The organism is Niallia sp. RD1 (assembly GCF_024219955.1).
Taxonomy (GTDB): Bacteria; Bacillota; Bacilli; order Bacillales; family Cytobacillaceae; genus Niallia; species Niallia alba.
This window is the reverse complement of record NZ_CP100420.1, coordinates 4233968-4249909: the sequence shown is the minus strand read 5'-3', so window position 1 is coordinate 4249909 and position 15942 is coordinate 4233968. Positions and strand designations below refer to the sequence as shown.

Sequence of the window (15942 nt, the reverse complement as noted above, 5' to 3'; positions counted from 1 at the left end):
ATACCTCCTATAAACAAGTTGTTTCTTTCTATCTCAATTGGTTTCTTATAATCTAGTACATAGATTACTTAAGGTTATTTGTTTACTGATGGGATTAACGTGATTGCTTTTTCTCCAACAGTCAGTTCTGCATCGACCATGCTTTTAACCTCTTCATAAGCTTTGGAATTCGTGACAATTATCATCACAGTAGAATCAAAACCGGCTTCGTGAATCTTCTCGATATCAAATTCGCCAAGCAAGTCCCCTTTCTTTAACTTCTGACCTTGCTTAACATAGGTTTTGAACCCTTCCCCTGCTAATTTTACTGTGTCTATCCCGATATGCAAAAGAATCTCTGCTCCCTTTTCCGTTTGAATGCCATAAGCATGTTTGGAATCGTTTGTAACAGTTAGAATACCTTCAGCTGGGGCATATATTTTGCCGATTCGAGGGATAATAGCAATTCCTTTTCCCATTGCGCCTGAAGCGAAAACTGGATCATTTACAGTAGCTAAATCAATAGCCTTCCCCTCAACCGGAGCAGCGATTTCTTCGTTTGTTGCTATATTAGTAACAGGAGTAGTGCTTCTTTCTGTTGTACTGGTACTTCCAGTATTAATAGATGAAACTTTTAATTTATTTCGCCCATAAATCATTGTTGCTACGAATGCGAGTATAAAACTAATTAATATTCCAACCATAAACATTGGAATTGATTTTGGAGCTATTGCAATGAAACCAATTAATCCTGCAGGACCTAAAGATACATTACGTACTCCTGTAAAGCCCATGAATGCTGCTCCTATACCAGCTGCAACCAAAGCAATAAAAAATGGGAATTTCAATTTTAAGTTAATCCCAAACATCGCGGGTTCAGTTATACCTAACATAGCTGAAAAAGATGCTGATGATGCTAGCCCTTTTTGTTTTTGATTTTTTGATATAAAGAAAATAGCTAAACATGCCGCTCCTTGTGCTACGTTAGCAGCAGAAGCTATCGGAAAAAGAAAACTTCCGCCTGTTTTGGCAATATCTGCAAGTAGTTGTGTCTCAATTGCTGGGAAGGATTGATGCAAGCCTGTTAATACAACTGCAGAATAACCCAAACCAAATAATCCATACCCTACTCCACCAAGCGTATCGATTAACCAGAGCAACCCATCTGTTAATTGATTTGAAACACCACGTAATAAAGGTCCAACAAATGCGAATGTAACAAATCCTGTAATAATCACGGATAATAATGGTGTAAAAGTAAAATCGATTGCATTGTTTAAATGTTTATGGAAGAACTTTTCAAGTGTTGCCAAAATCCAAGCAACTCCAATTACCGGCAATACTTGACCTTGATAACCCGCTTGAGCAATTTGCAAGCCAAAGACATCCCAATATGGCATCTGTCCCGTAGCTAATGCCTCTGCTACGCCATAACCATTTACTAAATTAGGCATAACAAGCATCATACCTGCTGCTGCACCAAGGTAAGGATTTCCTCCAAAACGTTTTGTTGCGGAAAAACCAATTAAAATAGGCAAGAAGGCAAAGGGAGCTGAAGCCATTAAGTTAACAATATCTGCAAAACCTTGTATACCTGGTATCATCTCTACAATCGATTGTGGACCAAACAAACCTTGTCCAGTTAAAACATTATTTAAAGCCATCAATAAACCACCAGCTACTAAAGCAGGTATTAGCGGTACGAAGATATCAGATAATAGCTTTACTAGTTTCATTACAGGATTGGTTTCTTTTTTCTCCGTAACCTCTTTCAACTCTTCTTTTGTAGCTTCGCCAACACCTGTGATAGTAATTAATTCTTTATAAACAACATTTACATCACCAGGACCGACGATGATTTGGTATTGGCCATTTGCTTTAAAAGTTCCCTTTAAATCAGGATCCTCATCCAAAGAGATTTGATCGATCTGCTTCGTATCTTTAACAACTAAGCGTAGTCTTGTTGCGCAGTGTGTAGCAGCAATTAAGTTGTTTTCCCCTAAAGCTTTTGCTATCCGTTCTGCCACTTCTCTGTGTTTCATGTGAATTCCCCTTTCTATTAAATCGCTTTCAAAACCTTTTGCACGATAAACTTAACACCATTTTTATTTTGTGTCAAACGTTTATCATATATTTGAATATTTTTTTATAAATACTCTTAAATATTGTTATAAAACAAGGAAAACGTTTGACATATATTTAGAGGCGTTTTAAAATTCCATTAAGTAACCTAAGGATTTATAACGGAGGAGTTTAACTTACATGACAGAAATTATTAGCAAATGGACACGGGAACTTAGATATAAACCTTATTCTGAATGGGATGATGAATATGTGGTAGCTTTAACAAATTCAGTAGCCAGTTCTAAATGGCGAACTGGCTATCATATTGAGCCAAAAACTGGACTATTAAATGATCCGAATGGCTTCTCTTTCTTTAATGGCAAATGGCAGCTATTTTTTCAATACTACCCATTCGGGGCTGCTCATGGCCTAAAAAGTTGGTATCACTTAGAAAGTGAAGATCTCATTCATTGGGAAGAAAAAGGGATTGCCCTACAATCTGACAATAATTATGACTCTCATGGAGTATATTCTGGCTCAGCTTATCCAATCGATGAGGAAAAGCTATTCCTATTTTACACAGGCAATGTTAGAGATGATAATTGGAATCGTTTTACCTTTCAAAATGGTGCTTTTATGTATACAGACGGAACTATCGAAAAATTTGACAATCCATTAGTTAACCAGCCGGAAGAAACAACAGATCATTTTAGAGATCCCCAAATCTTTCGTTATCAAAATCAATTCTATATGATTATTGGTGCACAGAAACAATCAGATAAAACAGGAGCTATTTTTCTCTATAAAGCATTATCAAATAATATAAAGAACTGGAACTTAATTGGGGAATTGACTTTTTCTCGTTCTGAGCTCGGTTTTATGATTGAATGCCCTACCCTTATTTTTATTAAGGAGGTTCCTGTCTTACTTTTCTGTCCACAAGGGTTATCACAATCAATACACCCATACGAAAATATCTATCCGAATATGTACATTATTGGAGAAACATTTGAGCCTACTAATGCAGCAATTACCAATGCTACAAGTCTGCAAAATCTAGATGAAGGCTTTGAAGTCTATGCAACACAGGCATTTAATGCACCTGATGGGAGAGCTCTGTCTGTTAGTTGGATTGGTTTACCAGAAATAAGCTATCCGACTGATAAGGAAGGCTATCAAGGTATGTTGAGTTTAGTGAAAGAACTGACCTTGCATAATGGTAAACTGAAACAATATCCAGTAGATGAAACAAAAAGTTTGCGTCAAATAGAGCATATATTTCATCGTTCACTTGACACAAAAACCAATCGTTTTGAATTAGAATTGACGATACCCAAAAATGAAATCGTCGAACTAAAACTCTTTTCAAATGCTGATGAAACCCGCTATTTAGCCTTTACACTCGATTCAGTAAATGGTAAAGTTTCTGTAGATAGAGAATTTGCAGGCGAGCGCTTTGGAGAAGAATATGGCTTTAAACGAGAAGCGTTTGTTACCAAAAAGGAAGAAATGAAAATAAATCTATTTGCTGATACTTCTGTTTTTGAGTGCTTTGTAAATGAGGGTGAACGGGTTATTTCTGGGCGTGTTTTTCCAGATGAATCACAAACATTTGTTTACCTTCATTCTAAAATAGATCTCAGCGGAAAACTATGGAGACTAAATAATCAGAAGAGGTAGAATAAAATGGTTGCAAAATTAACCGATGTAGCCAAGTTAGCTGGAGTGAGTCCTACAACGGTAAGCCGTGTTATCAATAAAAAAGGCTATCTTTCAGAAAAAACAATAGCTAAAGTTCATGAAGCGATGAAAGAGCTTCATTATCATCCCAATAATCTAGCGCGCAGTTTACAAGGGAAGTCCACAAAACTAGTAGGATTAATCTTCCCTGCCTTGAATAATGTGTTTTATGCAGAACTAATCGATCACTTAGAGCGAGAGCTGTTTAATATGGGATATAAGACAATTCAATGCAATAGTGAACATAATTCGGATAAAGAACGTGAATATATTCAGATGCTCCAAGCAAATCAAGTGGAAGGAATAATTGCTGGTGCTCATAATCTAAACCATGATGATTATACAAATATCAAGGCACCTATTATTAGTTTTGACCGTTTTCTTGCATCAAGTATACCGATTGTGAGCAGTGACAATTATCAAGGTGGTGTTTTAGCTACTCGTTCTTTAATAAACCACGGTATTCAAAAAATAATCATGTTAACGGGAAGCAATGATATTAAATCGCCAACCCACTTGCGTACTAAAGGGTATATAGATGAGATGAATAAAGCTGGTTTAGATCCCAAAGTAATTTCAATAAACGGAAGCTTTACTCCCTTAAGAAAATCAGTAGAGATATCTAAAATGCTTAAGTCAGAACAGCCAGAAGGAATCTTTTGCTCAGATGACATGAAAGCTCTTTTAGTTATAAATGAAGCGGAAAAACTTGGTTTATCAGCACCTAAAGACTTTAAACTTGTTGGTTATGATGGAACCTCTTTTATTGAAAACTATTTTCCTAAACTAACTACTGTCAAACAGCCTCTCGGAGAATTAGCTAAACTTTGTGTAGAACTACTTATACAGAAGATAGAAGGAGACAATAATCAAGAGGATCGTTATGAAATTCCCGTAAAACTAATAAGTGGGCAAACAAGTTGATCTTTCATCTCGTTTGCCCATTTATTTTATCAGATACGATATCCATTATTCTTTTATTGTTTCTTCTCCTTTTCAAATGTGTAATGATAAAGAAATGAAAATCTTGCTAACGCTGAGTTCCAGTCTATATTTTGTTTATTGCTAATGGCATAAAGTAAATTATGAAAAACTGGTTGTAATCCGTAAAATTTACTAACTCTGTCAAACAATGATTCCGATGGCTCCGTAGATTGATAATGAGCTAATACATCTCTTGTAAACTTTGGGCCAAACGACCAATAGATTCCTGCAAAATCAAAGGCGGGATCTCCTATTTGAGCATCAGTAAAATCGATGACACCAGTTATCCTCTCCTTTCGTTCCTGATAAATTATGTTTGATATGGTTAAGTCACCATGAATAACTACTTTTTTATTAAGTGAATCTGGATAATCATCTAGGAAATCATCAAATATATGGCTAATTTGTTCTTGTTGTTGGTTGCTTAAAAAAGGAAATAATTCTTTCTTAATGTTACCGTATAAGTCTTTCCAATACGTTAATGTGTGGATGGTTGTTAGATTTGTTCCCTCTAATTCTAATAAATGAATACTATGTAATTTCGTTAGAAAATCACCTATTCATTTTGCATTCTCCTTATTTTTAATTAATCAAGCATCAAAGCTATTTTCCCGTCTACATTTTCTATTAAAGTATTTACATCTGCATATCCCCAATACCGTACATACATGACGATATTTCCTCTAGAAGCAAATACTTCTTTCAAACTAAATTCCGGATCCTCATGCACTATTAACAGATCAAAATCAGAATGCTTTATTTGCACATAGTCTTCTCTGCTATAAGTAAACCGTTCTCTACTTATTAAGTCATCTATTAAATTGTCTGTTAGCCCTGTTATTCTCAACTGAAAAATTCTTGTATCCATACTGGGAGTATATTCACCGCTCCCATCTTCCCACCTTTTTCCTGGTACCACTCCGTTTTCATTTGTCTCATATTGTAATGGTGCTAAAGGGCTCCATTTAGGGGTAGCGTCAGGAAAATGCGGATTTACAACGTTAAGGAAACCAAAATATAAAAAGTCTAATTTCTCGGTGTTATAAGTGAAAAATTAGGCTTTAGTTACTTCATTAAAGCGCCTGATTGTTGAAGACTAAAGTTTATATTCACCAAGAAAATTGATGTGCTCTTATCCTAACAAATTTTATTTAGGACTTACATGTATGCCTTCACTCTCTCGCCAATCTGCGTAAAGTATACGCTTTACATTATCATATCCATTGGTAGTTAATTGGTTATCTAACCACTGTTGATCAAATCCGAGTTCATGTAAATTATCCCATAAAATTTCCCCATCTATAATTAACGATGTTGGGAGGTCTACTGGACTTTCTGGAAGATTGAGATCTTGCTTGTCTGGTTTTTGATACTTGGATTTTAATAATAAACTTATTTGCCCATTAGCTTCCAATATACCGTATTTGACTTCGCGAACTGAAAAGACATTATTTTGACGGAGTATACTCAATACTTGATTTACATCCAATTTGTTCTTTGTAAGTAACTTTCTGTCCATAACACCATCTCGAATGATGATGTTAGGATTGCCTAATAAGAGAGAACGTGTCGATTTATTTTTTAGAGTCATAAACTCTATTCCCAACATAAGAAACGTCCACAATCCGATGGCATATAAAAAATGAAAAATCCCTACCTTATCTTCATAAATGGTATTTCCTAATAAATCTCCAAGTACTAACACAAAAACTAAGTGAAACGGGGTTAACTGATAGATGGATGTTCTGCCTGTTATGATAATGATAAAAAATAAAGTGGCAAAACCAACGATGACTTTGATCGTCAGTAAACCAATATTGACTTCTTCCAACGTTTTTTCCTCCAATTTAAATTTTACTTAGTTGTAAGATCTTGAGGTTTAGATAAAGAGGCTAGTTTTAGTATTAAAGCTCGAGTTACAATTCCAACCATGATGTAATATATGAATGAATATCTGTATCTCCACTCTAAATAATTAACAAGTTTGACCCACTCGCAAAAGGGTTCACCTATATAGGCATATGTTAGTGCCATAATGATCTGGGCTAAAATAAAAGATTTCCATCTTCTAAAATATTGATATAACAACATGTAAGCTACAGGTACCATTGAAAAATCAAAAGGAAAGGCCCTAGGAATAAAAGGTAGGAATGCAATGGGTAATCCCAAAAACTGTATTGTGCACCAACTACATCTAATAAGGTTGTTGTCAAGATAATTATGGTACCAAATAACAAAATTTCTAAAATAATGTCTCGTTTAACAAGTTTAGCCCATATAACCCAAGGCACAACTAAAAAAACGACTAGTATCCACCATTCCCAAGTTAAAAAGTTTAGCCCATATAACCCAAGGCACAACTAAAAAAACGACTAGTATCCACCATTCCCAAGTTAAAAACTCATTTTTAGCCAACCATTTAATTCTAAATGATAGAGCTTATCTTCTAATAAATGTATTTCCTTAAGATTTTCAAATATATTATCTATTGATATCACCTCTATATTTAAATGAAAAGGTAACAGATATTTTTGAATTCAAACTCTTTGAGCTGCCTTTTTAGTATTACCGTTTTTTAGTAATGAATTTCCATCGTAAATAAGAAAAAAACCATGTTGGAAGTTCTTATAATACACGGGTTTTCGACTTTTTTTAATAAGTCAGAAATATATTAAAAACAAAGTTAAATCTAGATTTAAGATAGAACAATAAAAATAGGATACATCAACTTATAATAATGGAGAAAGCAGACGAGCACCTTGTTCAACAATGCGCTCGGTCAGGGATCGTTGCAACAAGTCTTCAATTCTTAATGGTACAGAATCAGTAAGATCCCTCTCGAACTGCTCTGTGAGTTCCCTTGCCACATCAGCACTGTACACGACTTGACACACCTCATAATTCAGGCGAAAACTTCTCATATCATAGTTTGCTGAGCCTACGGCAGCAATCTCCTCATCGATGGTCAACACCTTCGCATGTATCATTCCTTTGTCGTACTGGTAGATTTGAACTCCAGCTTCTATAAGTTCTCCGTAATAAGTACGGCTTGCAAGACCCACGATTTTTTGATTATTGTGGCGAGGAACCAGCAATCTTACACGGACACCACGAGTTACTGCTGTCTTTAATGCCATGATAATATCCGTTTCTGGTACAAAATAGGGTGTTGTTATATCAATAGTCTTGGTCGCCTGTGTTATACATATAAAGTAAGCTTGACGAATAACTGGGGTAGGAATTCCAGGGTTTCCTTCCAACGTATGGATGTACGCTTTTTGCAATTCTCCTGTCTTTGTTTGGGTATTGTCTGTTTTACCTTCTATAGGCCATAACTCAGATCCGAATTCGGCAGGCCATCTTGAAAGATCTATGCTGCCGGTTGGATTGATTTCCTTTGATTTATATTTTGGGATTTTAGTGGCCTTTTTCGTTGCCTCAGATTTTGTTTTTGACTTTATCCGTTCTGGTACAGCGATATTCCAATGAACGTCGAAGATAGTCTGCAAGTCGCCTGTTGCTTCCCCTATAATTTGCAAATGAGTGTCCCTCCAAAATCCTACGTCTGGCTTTAATCCTGTATATTCATACCCAACGTTCATACCGCCAGTAAAGGATTCCTTTCTGTCAATCGTCACAATCTTACAATGATCCCGATAATTCCAATTGGACAAAATCCAGGGAAATCGCAGAGGAAATATTGTCCTGCATTCTATCCCTGCTTCAACCATCTGCCGGATTTTTTCACGCGGGAATTTATAACTCCCCAAGCTATCTCTCATAAAACGAACCTGCACTCCATTTAATGCTTTTTCGATTAGCAGTTCTGTGATTCGATTACCAATTTGGTCGTTCCGATAGATGAAATATTCCAGATCAATGGTTTCTTGGGCTTTTTGTAGGGATTCGATAAGTTGTTCATATTTTGCTATCCCATTGTTAAACACTTGGACTTGGCCCATTCGAAGCCCATTCACAGTGAAATGCCGTAAAGCATTGGCAATTACCGATGCTGAAGCACCGAATGTCTCAGGTAATTTGTTAGATTCATTTTTAGAACAGGTCAATCTTTTTCGATGAATAAACTTAGGGTTTGATATGCTAAGATATAGCCAGAAACCAATGACAGGTAAAAAAAGGACGATTATTATCCAATTCAAAGCCTTGGCAGGCCGACGAACTTCCCAAATTGCTATGAATAAGATAAAGAACGTATTTAACAGGTATAGATAAAAAATCCACTCCAACTGGAATCCCTCCTTCTGTTTCTCTTATCATGTACAAACTATGTAACCAGTATACGTATGGAATATGAAGGGATTGTCTGTTATATATTATGGACTACCTTTATAAGAACTTGTATAAGATATTAAGAACGAAAAAAAGAGAATTAAGGTTGGGAAAGTTCTGACATCAAGAAAGGCTTAATGATCTGGGCACTGTCCTAACTAGAGACTTAGTGATTTTGAAAATTACCATCTGGTAAATTCCTAAATATAGGTATAATTTTTTATAAATTTGGAAAATGAAATTGGTAAATGCAATAAGGAGTAAATAAGAGAAAACATTAATTTATATTGGGAGGAAATCGTCTTAAAATTAGTCGTTAACATCTTTTTTGTTAATGTTTAATGAATGATCGGTATCTCTAACAGCAGCATAAAAAAAATCTTTGATTTGAAGATATCACTTTGCCTTTAGTTCTTCCTTTAACCACTTTTCATTTTTGTTGATAAATTTTAATTTACGCTTTTGCACTTTCCCTTCAATGACAACGACTATGGGTAATCCGCGGTATTCCACTTTCATATGTAAATCTTTTGGAGTAATAGGAACTAATTCTTTTCTTGGAAAAATGCTAATTTCACCTGTTGCTTCCAAAATCGCATATTCATTATCGTGAATATCCGGATATCCTGTTGTTCTTAAATTAGACAACAGCTCAGGTAAAGGATATCTACTTTCCTTTAAATTTCGATTAAGATAAAAAAGAATCGCTCCAAAATCATGAGGGGTAAGTTGGGATAGAGCTGATTTCCCTAAAATATTTACTGCTACAATAAACACAATATAGATAAAAATAACTTTAACTAAAAAAATAGACACTTCTAACACCTCGTAAAAAAATTCACCTTAGTCCGAAATTGGACTAAGGTTTTTAAACTTATTTCAATTAAAAATGGTATCTTTTTTTCGTCATGTATGAATCTAAGCTAAATCCTTATCCTTTTAAAATAGGGGTCACTTTATCAATGGCTTCTTGTAATTTTTCACTGTTTAACCTATACATTTGTTTGGCGTCTTTTGATTCCGTTCCAAGAGCAAATAGTTCTAAGTCTGCTTGACATTTTTTCAAGGTTGAAAGAATTAAGGGTCTTTCTTGTGGGGGGGCGACTTGTAATTTATCGTCAAACAGATCAATCGTTAACTCTCCGTAAGAATTAACCTGTCCCAGAAATACATTTTCAATCGTTACCCCTAGTTTTTCTAATTCAGTTTGTAGCCAAGCCCGACTTCGTCCAATCGTGGCTAGTGGTTCATCCATTATTGTACCATCCATAATAATGGTCTGAGGCTCCTTGATTGAAGCAACCTTCAAGTTTATATCCTTTGCTGTTAAAGGTTGATTTTCTTTCTTTAGCATCACAGATAAATCACCTGTTGCCTCTAAAACAGCAAATTCTACATCAGAGACTTGAAAGACATCCTTCCTGCGAAGTAGCTCTAACAGTTCATCTGTCGTATATCTTTCCTTTTTTAAATTATCTTCCATAATCTTCCCATCTTTGATAAATACAGTTGCTTTTCCTTCTATAAAATTGCGAAAACCTTTACTTTTTAAGGAAATTAAACCAGTGAAAAAGGGAATAGCCGCAAAAATGACAATTCCAATAATTCCGTGAAAAATCTTCCGTTCAAGTCCCGTAGCCACTTCTGCACCAATACTTCCAATAGACATACCGGTGACATATTCAAAGAAAGATAGTTCTGAAATTTGCTTTTTCCCTAACCATTTTGTAATGAAAAATAAAACAGCAACAAATAATGCTGAGCGTACAGCTATATCTAACCATTCAGGCACTGCTTACACCCCCTGTAAATATAGTTTTTCTAGAAACCTTTGTACTGAAGTTCCTCTCCTTCTAGTTCTCCTACTCTTTTTTTTAAATCTTTTGTTACTTCGTGTACTACCATCATAGCCTCATGCAAAGTTCGCTTCGATTCATCATCAAGAGTCCGTAATGCTAAACTTGAGAGACTTGCTTCTACCCCTTTTAGACTGGCAAAACACTGTTTAACATCTGATCCTACTGTCATCCTAATTCTCCTTATCCTTTTGGCTTAAAAATTAAAGCTCCTATCATGCCGAAAACAATGGCAGCTGAAATACCAGAACTAGTTACTTCAAACATTCCTGTCAGTACACCAACTAACCCATGTTTTTCTGCTTCCTGCATCGCACCATGAACAAGCGAATTCCCAAAACTTGTAATCGGAACGGTAGCCCCTGCCCCAGCAAAATCAATCAAAGGCTCGTATAGTCCAAATCCATCTAAAAGAGCCCCAATCACTACAAGAGCACTTAAGGTATGACCTGGTGTCAATTTAAATACATCAAACATAATTTGCCCAATGATACAAATTAAACCGCCTACGACAAAAGCCCAAAAATAGATCATGTTAATTGTTCACCTCCGTATTCAATTGACACTGCATGGGCGATACAAGGAATTGTTTCATTTTGCTGAAAGGACAACGGTGAAAGCAAAGCACCTGTAGCCACAACTAACATTCGTTTAAATTCACCTTTTTTCATGCGGTTTAATAAATGCCCATAAACTACCGTTGCTGAACAGCCTGCACCGCTTGCTCCTGCAAGAACGGGTTGTCCTTCCCGATAAATCATAAGGCCACAATCCTGGTATTGTTCTTCACTAATAGGAGTTCCATGCTTTTTAAATAGATCCATGGACACTTCCTGTCCGATTTGGCCAAGGTCACCGGTTACAATTAAATCGTAATAAGATGGCTCAACATTTCGTTCCTTTAAATGGGCTTCAATGGTATCAACCGCAGCTGGCGCCATAGCTCCTCCCATGTTAAATGGATCTGTCAATCCCATATCGATTACACGACCAATTGTGGCAGATGTGACATGAGGTCCTTCCCCAGAATCACTTAATAGGGCTGCACCTGCACCAGTAACCGTCCATTGTGCCGTAGGTGGCTTTTGTCCACCATACTCAGTTGGATACCGAAATTGTTTTTCAACAGCTGTATCATGACTGGAAGCTCCTGTTAACAAATATTTCGCTCCTTTTGTATTTACAATATAAGCACCTAGAGCCAGTCCTTCCATCGAGGTAGAGCAAGCACCGAATAAGCCAAAATAAGGAGCTCCAATCGTTCTGCTAGCGAAACTTGTTGGGGTGATTTGATTGATTAAGTCCCCAGCTAGGATAAATTGAACTTGATCCTTTTGTATGCCCCCTTTTTCCATGGCTTTTTGGCAAGCCTCTTCAAAAAGGATTTTATGTGCTTTCTCATAGGAATCCTGCCCAAGCCATAAATCAGCATGAAGAGTATCGAAATCATCTGGGATAGCACCATTGGCTTCAAATGGTCCACCAACGGTTCCAGTGGAGATAATGACAGGCTTTTGTTCGAAGATCCATGTACGATGACCTGCTAGCATTATAAACCACCCCATCTGATTAAAATTGTTTTAATTAAGGCAATGATAAAAGCAGAAAACACACCAAATAAAATGACAGAACCGGCTAGTTTAAACATATTGCCGCCTACGCCCAGTACAAATCCTTCGGTTCGATGTTCAATGGCAGGTGATATGACCGCATTGCCAAAACCTGTTACAGGTACAGCTGTTCCAGCCCCACCAAATTGGGCCATTCGATCATATACGCCAAAACCAGTAAGAAGCATTGTAATAAAAATTAACGTACCCACCGTCGGATTTCCGGCCGTTTGCTCAGTAAAATCGAAATAATAAATGTAAAAGTCTGAAATAAGCTGACCAATCAAACAAATAAGTCCACCGGTTAAAAAGGCCTTAATACAATTTTTAACAACCGGTCTTTTGATCTCTCGTTGTTTTTGCAATTTTTGATATTCCTGTTGCACAGGAGTAAGTTGTTTCTTTTGATTGTTAGACATAACTCGATCCTTCCTCTTTAGGTTTGTTCCTTCATAAGACTTTTCAGTTTGTTCAAATCATTTTTTAAGTTCTTCTTATTCATATCGTTTTTTTTCAGTCTTTGCTCGACCTTTTCAAGCTCCCAGAATATTTTTTTATCAGTCGAAACAAAAACTTTATAGTCGGGATACTTTTTTTCTAAGTCGGATTTTACTGACTTCTCGATACTCTTTAATCGAAATCGATCAAAATTCTCAACTTTAATCGCTGCCATAAGCTCTTTATCAGTATTCACAGCTTTTACGTCTGTAATATCTTCCTTGGCAATTATCTTTTCTTTCGCATGATTGGCAACGGATTGATCAATTGGCTTACTTGTATGTACTTGTGAAATACCAAAAGTACTATTACCTTGAGTAAATTCATTTTGATTACCATTACATCCTGATGCGAAACCAATGACCATTATAATAAAAAGTAGGTTTTTCAATGTGGTTATTTTATCTTTCAAAAAAACACCTCCATTTTTTTTCATTATTTGAACAGCTGAAAAAAGGTTGGTTAAGAGGCCAACCTTTTTTCGCCTTACTAATTACTGTTGTTTGTATTGAGGTTCTTCTTGTTCGATTTGTTGAACACGTGGTTCAATGCTGTCTACAACGGATTGGGTTTGCTTAGCTGCATCTTGGTAAAGTTGCTTAGCTTGTTGATTATCTGTACTAAGAGCAAATGTTTCAAAGCTAGCTTGAGCACTTTTCAATCCTGCTAGAGCTGTTTTAACGTCATTTATTACTGTCATGATAATTTCCTCCTTGAATTTTTTTTACTCTTTTATTTTGCTTTATGGAGAATTTTTTATTCAATGATTTTTGGGAAATTTAAATCTAAATTATTTTTGACGTATAGCTCCATTTTTTCGATAATAACCCCTTTTCCATATCCCCATCATTTCTTCTATTTCTCGTTGACAGCAATAGCTCTTATAACTTTTCATTTTTTCTTTTCTCAACTTCAATTTCTTTTACACCCCTACCTTTATAAAATAAGATGATTGTATTTCCTGAAAGGACTAATATTTTTCCCATTTTTCGGATATTATCCCAAAGTTTTAAGAGTTTCTCCCTCTTAATCATCCTATTTATGGGTATTTAACATTGAAAATGTAATAACAAAGATAAACGCATGCATTTGTCGCCGTATTAAGGTTTGTCTAATACATAAAAAGGAACTGTTTTGTTATTAAACATCAAATTTTTCATACATTTTAGAAGGTGAAAAAATGACAACAAAACAAAAAAGGAAATCCTTTCAACGTTTAACGTTAAAACCAAAAAAGGACATTGAAGAAATAAAATTTGGGATTAATCTGAGAGAAAAAGGGTAATAACTGACAAGAAACCAACCTCTTAAACTAGACACAATAATGGTTTAACGCTGTCCATTATGATGTATTGGTTCTACGATCCTTCTATCCATATTCTGTATAAAATAATTTTTTTAACAGACACTATAAAAAACGTTGAAGGAAATGATAAGAATGACAGAGCGTAATAATAATGAGAGCTTGCCAGGTTATGAAAAAATTAAATCGATTCTTAATGAATCACCCGACTTGAATTGTCGAAAGATTGAAGCTGGACAAGTGGGGATTCATATTATTTTCATGAAGAATTTAATTAAGCCAGAGATTCTAAATGAATATGTCATTAAATACATTGAACAACTTTCTGTAGAATACTTACATTACACCTATTTAATGAAAAACATTCCTATAGAAGAAATAATGGTAAATATAGAGGAACAAGAAGTTATCTCTTCCCTATTAAATGGATTTGCTTATATTTATTTCTTAGAAGAGAAAAAGGGATTCATGGTGAACTGCGCAAATCCCATTGAACGCTCTATTGAGAAAGCAGAAACAGAATCGTTAGTATATGGACCTAAAATTTCGTTCACTGAATCATTAACTTCTAACGTTAAGATAATCAGACAAAATCTAAATGATTATAATTTGTGCACGGATGAAATAAAGATTGGGGAACGCGTTCAAAAGCAAGTAAGAATTGTATATATAAAAGATATTGCGAACGATGACACTCTTCAGACACTTAAGGAAAGGATTAAACAATTAAAAACGGATAATATAATTGACAGTGCCGTTTTGGCTCAATGCCTAGAAGATAATCATTACTCTTTTTTTCCACAATTTATATTAACAGAGCTGCCCGATCGATTCATCTACTCGATTATAAACGGGCGAATTGGTGTTTTTATAGATGGTAGCCCAGTAGGGATTATAGGTCCTGCTAATTTTTTCTCATTTTTCGAATCAACAGAAGATATCTATTTGAGATGGTCTTTAAGTACATTTATTCGTTTTATCCGATTTTTTGCTATGGTAGGTTCTATTTTTTTAACAGCCATTTATGTGGCTGCCATGACTTATCATTTTGAACTCATACCATCTAAATTGTTATTTATCATTGGACAATCACGTTCACAAGTTCCTTTTCCGCCCTTATTAGAAGCACTCTTACTAGAATTGTTAATTGAGTTACTTAGAGAATCTGGTGCCCGCCTTCCTTCAAAAGTAGGACAAACAATGGGAATTGTAGGAGGTATTGTCATTGGCCAAGCAACGGTTGAGGCAGGATTAACTAGCAATATTTTAATTATCATTGTTGCATTTAGTGCATTAGGGGCATTTTCGGCTCCTATTTATGAAATGGGCACTGCTGTCAGAATTGCTAGATTTCCAATCATTATTTTAGCAGGTGTTTGGGGGTTAAATGGAATCATTTTTGGTATATGTATTCTAATGGTTCACTTGTTAAAATTAACTTCTTTAAATAAACCTTATCTTGCACCTCTATATCCGCTAAGAATGAAAGATTTGCAATATTTTTTAATACGTCTCCCCCACCATTTTTATATGAGGCGACCGTTAGTAAATCGACCAAAAGACTCCATTCGCCTGAAGGAGCGATTAAGAAATATAACAGATTTAGATGAATTTTGAG

The 15942-nt window shown here is 35.5% G+C and carries 16 protein-coding genes and 1 pseudogene; 3 read left to right on the top strand and 14 right to left on the bottom strand.

Annotated elements, in window-relative coordinates:
* Positions 1-74 precede the first annotated feature (74 nt).
* Positions 75-2021 (bottom strand): sucrose-specific PTS transporter subunit IIBC, encoded by a 1947-nt coding sequence (locus tag NKG37_RS20455; RefSeq protein ID WP_169188635.1) that lies wholly within the window; start codon positions 2019-2021, stop codon positions 75-77.
* Positions 2022-2241: 220 nt separating this feature from the next.
* Here NKG37_RS20455 and NKG37_RS20450 point away from each other — a divergent pair, with 220 nt between their 5' ends.
* The gene (locus NKG37_RS20450; protein WP_101731133.1) at positions 2242-3723 is read left to right on the top strand and encodes a sucrose-6-phosphate hydrolase; all 1482 of its coding nucleotides are present in this window, start codon (positions 2242-2244) and stop codon (positions 3721-3723) included.
* 6 nt (positions 3724-3729) lie between these two features.
* Positions 3730-4707, top strand: a complete 978-nt coding sequence (locus NKG37_RS20445) for a LacI family DNA-binding transcriptional regulator (protein WP_224427944.1) — start codon at positions 3730-3732, stop codon at positions 4705-4707.
* Between the two features lie 53 nt (positions 4708-4760).
* Here the strand turns inward: NKG37_RS20445 and NKG37_RS26405 are convergent, their stop codons facing one another.
* The 13 genes and pseudogenes from NKG37_RS26405 to NKG37_RS20390 all read right to left on the bottom strand — a co-directional run bounded on the left by NKG37_RS26405 (position 4761) and on the right by NKG37_RS20390 (position 13721).
* A complete protein-coding gene (locus tag NKG37_RS26405; protein ID WP_367976438.1) occupies positions 4761-5297 on the bottom strand; it encodes a phosphotransferase in 537 nt (178 codons plus the stop codon).
* A 56-nt stretch (positions 5298-5353) separates the two neighbouring features.
* Positions 5354-5635 (bottom strand): hypothetical protein, encoded by a 282-nt coding sequence (locus NKG37_RS20440; protein WP_205835613.1) that lies wholly within the window; start codon positions 5633-5635, stop codon positions 5354-5356.
* Between the two features lie 279 nt (positions 5636-5914).
* Positions 5915-6598, bottom strand: a complete 684-nt coding sequence (locus NKG37_RS20435; RefSeq protein WP_118889972.1) for a DUF421 domain-containing protein — start codon at positions 6596-6598, stop codon at positions 5915-5917.
* A 23-nt stretch (positions 6599-6621) separates the two neighbouring features.
* A complete protein-coding gene (locus tag NKG37_RS26190) occupies positions 6622-6936 on the bottom strand; it encodes a CBO0543 family protein (RefSeq protein ID WP_283950795.1) in 315 nt (104 codons plus the stop codon).
* Between the two features lie 560 nt (positions 6937-7496).
* Positions 7497-9014, bottom strand: a complete 1518-nt coding sequence (locus tag NKG37_RS20430; RefSeq protein WP_224428499.1) for a phospholipase D-like domain-containing protein — start codon at positions 9012-9014, stop codon at positions 7497-7499.
* A gap of 352 nt (positions 9015-9366) precedes the next feature.
* A pseudogene (locus NKG37_RS20425) lies at positions 9367-9873 on the bottom strand (DUF421 domain-containing protein).
* 115 nt (positions 9874-9988) lie between these two features.
* Positions 9989-10849, bottom strand: a complete 861-nt coding sequence (locus tag NKG37_RS20420; protein ID WP_169188631.1) for a DUF421 domain-containing protein — start codon at positions 10847-10849, stop codon at positions 9989-9991.
* Between the two features lie 29 nt (positions 10850-10878).
* Positions 10879-11085, bottom strand: coding sequence for a DUF1657 domain-containing protein (locus NKG37_RS20415; protein ID WP_009336483.1), 207 nt, complete (start codon positions 11083-11085; stop codon positions 10879-10881).
* An 11-nt stretch (positions 11086-11096) separates the two neighbouring features.
* On the bottom strand, positions 11097-11447 hold the full coding sequence (gene spoVAE / locus NKG37_RS20410) for a stage V sporulation protein AE (RefSeq protein WP_098797242.1): 351 nt from the start codon (positions 11445-11447) through the stop codon (positions 11097-11099).
* The gene (spoVAD, locus tag NKG37_RS20405; protein WP_061794311.1) at positions 11444-12463 is read right to left on the bottom strand and encodes a stage V sporulation protein AD; all 1020 of its coding nucleotides are present in this window, start codon (positions 12461-12463) and stop codon (positions 11444-11446) included. The genes spoVAE and spoVAD overlap by 4 nt, the downstream gene beginning before the upstream one ends.
* Positions 12463-12942 (bottom strand): stage V sporulation protein AC, encoded by a 480-nt coding sequence (gene spoVAC, locus NKG37_RS20400; RefSeq protein ID WP_066235783.1) that lies wholly within the window; start codon positions 12940-12942, stop codon positions 12463-12465. Before spoVAC ends, spoVAD begins: the two co-directional genes overlap by 1 nt.
* A gap of 17 nt (positions 12943-12959) precedes the next feature.
* Positions 12960-13433: a YhcN/YlaJ family sporulation lipoprotein gene (locus NKG37_RS20395; protein ID WP_066235784.1), complete on the bottom strand. Its 474-nt coding sequence runs from the start codon at positions 13431-13433 to the stop codon at positions 12960-12962.
* Positions 13434-13514: 81 nt separating this feature from the next.
* The gene (locus tag NKG37_RS20390; protein WP_013352384.1) at positions 13515-13721 is read right to left on the bottom strand and encodes a DUF1657 domain-containing protein; all 207 of its coding nucleotides are present in this window, start codon (positions 13719-13721) and stop codon (positions 13515-13517) included.
* A gap of 738 nt (positions 13722-14459) precedes the next feature.
* On the opposite strand from NKG37_RS20390, the gene NKG37_RS20385 reads away from it, so the two are divergent.
* Positions 14460-15941 (top strand): spore germination protein, encoded by a 1482-nt coding sequence (locus NKG37_RS20385; RefSeq protein WP_254415266.1) that lies wholly within the window; start codon positions 14460-14462, stop codon positions 15939-15941.
* Position 15942: the final 1 nt, after the last annotated feature.